4 protein-coding genes are annotated in these 6,143 nt (G+C 69.1%); all 4 read left to right on the top strand.

The genetic code is table 11. The features are described 5' to 3' along the window. Positions 1–138 precede the first annotated feature (138 nt). A complete protein-coding gene (locus QWY80_RS16215) occupies positions 139–3,177 on the top strand; it encodes a sarcosine oxidase subunit alpha (RefSeq protein ID WP_290233724.1) in 3,039 nt (1,012 codons plus the stop codon). Further along, entirely contained in the window at positions 3,170–3,820 is a 651-nt protein-coding gene (locus tag QWY80_RS16220; protein WP_290233727.1) for a sarcosine oxidase subunit gamma, read from the top strand. Before QWY80_RS16215 ends, QWY80_RS16220 begins: the two co-directional genes overlap by 8 nt. Positions 3,821–3,867: 47 nt before the next feature. Continuing rightward, positions 3,868–4,734 (top strand): formyltetrahydrofolate deformylase, encoded by an 867-nt coding sequence (gene purU, locus QWY80_RS16225; protein ID WP_290233729.1) that lies wholly within the window; start codon positions 3,868–3,870, stop codon positions 4,732–4,734. Between the two features lie 207 nt (positions 4,735–4,941). Further along, positions 4,942–6,143, top strand: a 1,202-nt coding sequence (locus tag QWY80_RS16230) for an L-serine ammonia-lyase (protein WP_290233730.1), incomplete at its 3' end; no start/stop codon positions are given.

Here is a 6,143-nt window from a genome sequence, read left to right on the forward strand (position 1 = left end):
CAACACCGTGAGCTACGAGATCCTCGAGACCTACAAGATGGGCGAGCAGCCCCGCTTCACCGCCGAGTATCCCGAAGGTCGTCCCGTCGAGGGTGAGACCGAGGCGGAAGCGGCCTCGCGTCAGGAAGGAGTCAAGGCATGAGCCAGGTCAATCGTCTTCGCGAGGGCGGGCGCATCGATCGCGCCCGCACGCTTAGCTTCACCTTCAATGGCAAGCAGTACCAGGGCCATGCCGGCGATACCCTGGCCTCGGCGCTGCTGGCCAATGGGGTGGACATCGTCAACCGCAGCTTCAAGTACTCGCGGCCTCGCGGCATCGTCGCCGCCGGCGCCGAGGAGCCCAATGCGCTGGTCCAGCTGGGCAGCACCGAAGCGGCCCAGGTGCCCAACGTGCGCGCCACCCAGCAGGCGCTGTTCGACGGACTCACCGCCCGCAGCACCAACGGCTGGCCCAACGTCCAGCGCGACCTGATGAGCCTGGTGGGCAAGTTGGGCGGGCGCTTCATGCCCCCGGGCTTCTACTACAAGACCTTCATGGCCCCGGCCTCCATGTGGATGACCTACGAGAAGTACATCCGCAAGGGGGCGGGCCTGGGCCGCAGTCCCATGGAGCGCGACCCCGACCACTACGACCACCTTAACCAGCACTGCGACCTGCTGGTGATCGGCGCCGGCCCGGCCGGCCTGGCGGCGGCGCTCACCGCGGCGCGCGGCGGGGCCCGGGTGATCCTCTGCGACGAGCAGGAGGAGCTGGGCGGGTCGTTGCTCGACAGCCGCGAACTGCTCGACCACCAGCCCGCCGCCCGTTGGGCGGAGCAGGTGCTCGCCGAGCTCGCCGGGCGTGACAACGTCACCCTGCTGCCGCGCACCACCGCCAACGGCTACCACGACCACCACTTCGTGACCCTCCACGAGCGGCGCACCGAGCATCTCGGCGAGACCGCCCCGTGGGTCGACGGCCATCGCCCCTCCCGCTCGCGCATGCATCGCGTGCGTGCCGGCCAGGTGCTGCTGGCCACCGGCGCCCATGAGCGGCCGCTGGTCTACGGCAATAACGACCTTCCCGGTAACCTGCTGGCCGGGGCGGTGTCGACCTATGTGCGCCGCTACGGCGTGGTGCCGGGCAACAAGCTGGTGCTCTCCACCACCAACGATCATGCCTACCGCGCCGCCCTGGACTGGCTCGATGCCGGCCGTGAGGTGGTGGCCATCGTCGATGCCCGCCAGGCCCCGGACGGCGAGCTGGTGGCGCAGGCCCGCGCCCGCGGCATCCGCATCATCACCGGCAGTGCCGTGCTCGAGGCCAGGGGCAGCACCCGCGTGAGCGGCGCCCGCGTCGCCACCATCGACGCCGAGGCCTTCACGGTCACCGGCCAGGCCGAGACGCTGGCCTGCGATACCCTCGCCAGCTCCGGCGGCTACAGCCCGGTGATCCACCTGGCCTCCCACACCGGGGCGCGCCCGACCTGGAACGACGACATCCTCGGCTTCGTGCCGAGCCTGGTGAAGGGCGTGCATGCCGCCGGCAGCGCCCGCGGCATCCATGACCTGGCGGAAGGGCTGGCCGACGGCAGTGCCGCGGCGGTGAAGGCGCTGGAGGCCCTCGGCCGCACGGCCCAGACCATCGAGCTGCCCCAGGTCGATGCCCGTCGCGAAGGTGCCGCCTGCGCGCTCTACCAGGTGCCCCACGAGAAGCCGACCCTGCGCGGGCCCAAGCAGTTCGTCGACCTGCAGAACGACGTCACCGCCGCGGCCATCGAACTGGCCACCCGCGAGGGCTTCGAGTCCATCGAGCACGTCAAGCGCTACACCGCCATGGGCTTCGGCACCGACCAGGGCAAGCTGGGCAACATCAACGGCATGGCCATCGCCGCCCGCTGCCTGGGCAAGTCGATCCCCGAGGTGGGCACCACGGTGTTCCGGCCCAACTACACGCCGGTGACCTTCGGCGCCATCGTCGGCCGCCACTGCCGCGAGCTGTTCGACCCCGAGCGCTACACCGCGCTGCACCAGTGGCACGTGGAGCACGGTGCGGAGTTCGAGGACGTGGGCCAGTGGAAGCGCCCCTGGTACTTCCCGAAGACCGTCGGCGGCAAGCAGGAATCCATGCACGAGGCCGTGGCCCGCGAGTGCCTGGCGGTGCGTGAGGCGGTGGGCATCCTCGACGCCTCCACGCTGGGCAAGATCGACATCCAGGGCCCCGATGCCCGGGAGTTCCTGGGACGCATCTACACCAACAAGTGGGCCAAGCTCGAGGTCGGCCGGGCCCGCTACGGGCTGATGTGCAAGGACGACGGCATGCTGATGGACGACGGCACCACCAGCTGCCTGGGCGAGAACCACTTCCTGATGACCACCACCACCGGCGGTGCCGCCGGGGTCATGGAGTGGCTGGAGCTGTGGCACCAGACCGAGTGGCCCGAGCTGGACGTGACCTTCACCTCGGTGACCGATCACTGGGCGACCATGACCGTGACCGGGCCGGAGGCGCGCAAGCTGCTGGCCGAGATCACCGACATCGATCTCGATCGTGACACCTTCAAGTTCATGGACTGGCGCGAGGGCAAGGTGGCCGGGGTGCCGGCACGGGTCTTCCGCATCTCCTTCACCGGCGAACTCGCCTTCGAGATCAACGTCCAGGCCAACTACGCCATGCACGTCTGGAAGACCCTGTTCGAGCACGGCGACAAGTATGGCCTGACGCCCTATGGGACGGAGACCATGCACGTCCTGCGCGCCGAGAAGGGCTTCATCATCGCCGGCCAGGACACCGACGGTTCGGTGACCCCCGAGGATCTCGGCATGCAGTGGGCCATCGGCTACGACAAGCCCTACTCCTGGATCGGCAAGCGCGCCCTGTCGCGCCCCGACACCCGCCGGGTCGACCGCAAGCAACTGGTGGGCCTCAAGCCCAAGGACCCGACGGTGGTGCTGGAGGAGGGCGCCCAGATCGTCTTCGATCCGGATCACGCCATCCCCATGCCCATGGTGGGCCACGTGACCTCGAGCTACTACAGCCCGACGCTCGAGAGCGGCTTCGCCCTGGCGGTGGTCAAGGGCGGCCACCGGCGGATGGGCGAGACCGTCTACCTGCCCATGGTCGACGGCAAGACCCACGCCGCGGAAATCGTCGGCACGATCTTCTACGATCCCAAGGGAGAGCGCCAGCATGTCTGAACATACTGCGACCTGGGCCAACGTCTACGACGTACGCCCCGAAACCGAGGTGCCGGCGGAATCCCCGCTGGCCTGGTCCTGCCACCACAGCGGCCGCCCCAGCGTCGGCGCCAAGAGCCGCGTCGTGCTGCGTGAACGCGCCATGCTCGGCCACCTGATCCTGCGCGGTGGGGCCATCGTGCTCGACGAGGCGCTGCGCCAGGTGCTCGGCTTCGGCCTCCCGGCCCGCCCCAACTCGCTGAGCCAGGACGCGAGCGGCGAGCGCTCGATCCAGTGGCTGTCGCCCGACGAGTGGCTGCTGATCGTGCCCGGTGGCGAGGAGTTCGAGCTGGAGAAGCGCCTGCGTACCGCCCTGGGCGATGCCCACTACGCCATCGTCAACGCCAGCGGCGGCCAGACCCTGATCGAGCTCGAGGGCGAGTGCGCACGCGAGCTGCTGATGAAGTCGACGCCCTACGACGTCCACCCCGAGGCCTTCCCGGTGGGCAAGGGCGTCACCACGGTGTTCGCCAAGGCGAACCTGATCCTGCGCCGCCCCACCGAGGAGCGCTGGGAGCTGGTGCTGCGCCGCAGCTTCGCCGACTACCTCTATCGCTGGATCCTGGACGCCGGCGCGGAGTACGCCATCGGCGTCGAGGCCTGATAGTGACGGGGCCGGCAGCCGTCGGCCCCGTCCGGGAGAGACACGACATGCAGGACAACAACAACCGCTGGATCCTGGCGGCCCAGAGCCCGAGTCGGCTGGGTACCGTGGACGTGGTGACGCGCTTCCTCAAGGAGCAGCGCTGCTATATCACCGAGCAGCACTCCTTCGATGACCGGCTCAGCGGGCGCTTCTTCATCCGCACGGAATTCCGGCCCGAGGCCGAGGGTTTCGATGCCGGGGCCTTCGAGGCCGGCTTCGCCGCGCGGGCCGCCGAGTTCGACATGACCTTCGAGCTGACGCCGCCCGGGCGGCGCCTGCCGGTGGTGATCATGGTCTCCAAGGCCGATCACTGCCTCAACGACCTGCTGTATCGCTATCGCATCGGCCAACTGCCGATCGAGATCCGCGCCATCGTTTCCAACCACCCGGACCTGGCGTCCCTGGCGGAGTGGCATGGGCTTCCCTACCACCACTTGCCGATCACCCCGGAGACCAAGCCCGAGCAGGAGGCACAGGTCTGGGCGGTGATCGAGGAGACCGGCGCCGAACTGGTGATCCTGGCCCGCTACATGCAGGTCCTCTCCAGCGACATGTGCGAGAAGCTCGCCGGCCAGGCGATCAACATCCATCACTCGCTGCTGCCGGGCTTCAAGGGCGCGCGGCCCTACCACCAGGCCTACGAGAAGGGCGTCAAGCTGGTCGGCGCCACGGCCCACTACATCAACGACGACCTGGACGAGGGACCGATCATCACCCAGGGCGTGGAGCCGGTGAGTCACGCCGACTATCCCGAGGATCTGGTGGCCAAGGGGCGCGACGTCGAGTGCCTGACCCTGGCCCGGGCGGTGGCCCTGCACGTGGAGCGACGCGTCTTCCTGCACGCCAAGCGCACGGTGGTCTTCGACCGCTAGAACCAGACACTTCGCAACTTGCCGTGATGTTCTGTAGGAGGCCGGCTCTGCCGGGCGCTTGGCGCCGTCAGGCGCCTGGCGGAGTGCAAGCCCGCCAGCTGGTTACCGCCGGGAGGCCTGTCGCCTCCAGTCGCGCAACAAGTTGCCCTCCTACCACGTGGCGTTCACGCCAGTCTGCGAATCACCCAACTCTGTAGGGTAATAGCCATGCCAATCAGCGTCTTCGACCTGTTCAAGATCGGTGTCGGACCGTCGAGCTCGCATACGGTCGGTCCCATGCGGGCCGCCTTCGACTTCGTCGGCGAGTTGAAGGAGCGCGACCTGCTGGAGCGGGTCGCCCGCCTCGAGGTGCAGCTGTTCGGCTCGCTGTCGGCCACCGGCATCGGCCACGGCACCGACCGCGCCGTGATCATGGGCCTGATGGGCGAGCGGCCCGACCGCATCGACCCGGACATCATCGGCCCCTGCATCGAGGAGCTGCAGGAAGCCGAGGCGCTGCGCCTCGGCAACCGTCACAGCGTGCCCTTCCTGTGGGCCCGCGACATGCAGCTGCTCGAGGAGAGCCTGCCCCACCACCCCAACGCCATGCGCCTGGTCGCCCACGGCCATGGCGGGGAGCTCCACCGCAACACCTACTACTCGGTGGGTGGCGGCTTCGTGGTCGACGAGGCCCAGGCCGCCGGGGGCGAACTGGACAGCGATACCACCTCGCTGCCCTATGACTTCCAGACCGCCGCCGAGCTGCTGCGCCTGTGCCGGGAGCACGACCTGCGCATCAGCGAGCTGATGCTGGCCAACGAGCGGGCCTGGCGCAGCGAGGACGAGATCCGTTCCGGCCTGTGCGAGATCTGGCAGGCCATGAAGGCCTGCGTGGAGAAGGGGCTCGAATCGGAAGGCGTGCTGCCCGGCGGCCTCAACGTTCGCCGGCGCGCCCACTCGCTGCACCAGCGGCTGCTGGCCAGCACCGACGACGACTCGCTGATCGCCTCGACCATGTCGGCCATGGACTGGGTCAACCTCTATGCGCTGGCGGTCAACGAGGAGAACGCCGCCGGCGGGCGCATGGTCACCGCGCCCACCAACGGCGCGGCGGGCATCATCCCCGCGGTGCTCCACTACTACATGCAGTTCCGCCGGGGGGCCTCCGAGCGCGACGTGGTGGACTTCCTGCTGGCGGCCGGGGCGGTGGGCATCCTGTGCAAGAAGAACGCCTCCATCTCCGGCGCCGAGGTGGGCTGCCAGGGCGAGGTGGGCTCGGCCTGCGCCATGGCCGCCGCCGGACTGACCGAGGTGATGGGCGGCACCATCGGCCAGGTGGAGAACGCCGCCGAGATCGGCCTGGAGCACAACCTGGGGCTGACCTGCGACCCGGTGGGCGGCCTGGTGCAGGTGCCGTGCATCGAGCGCAA

Source organism: Halomonas ramblicola, from assembly GCF_030409215.1.
Classification (GTDB): Bacteria; Pseudomonadota; Gammaproteobacteria; order Pseudomonadales; family Halomonadaceae; genus Halomonas; species Halomonas ramblicola.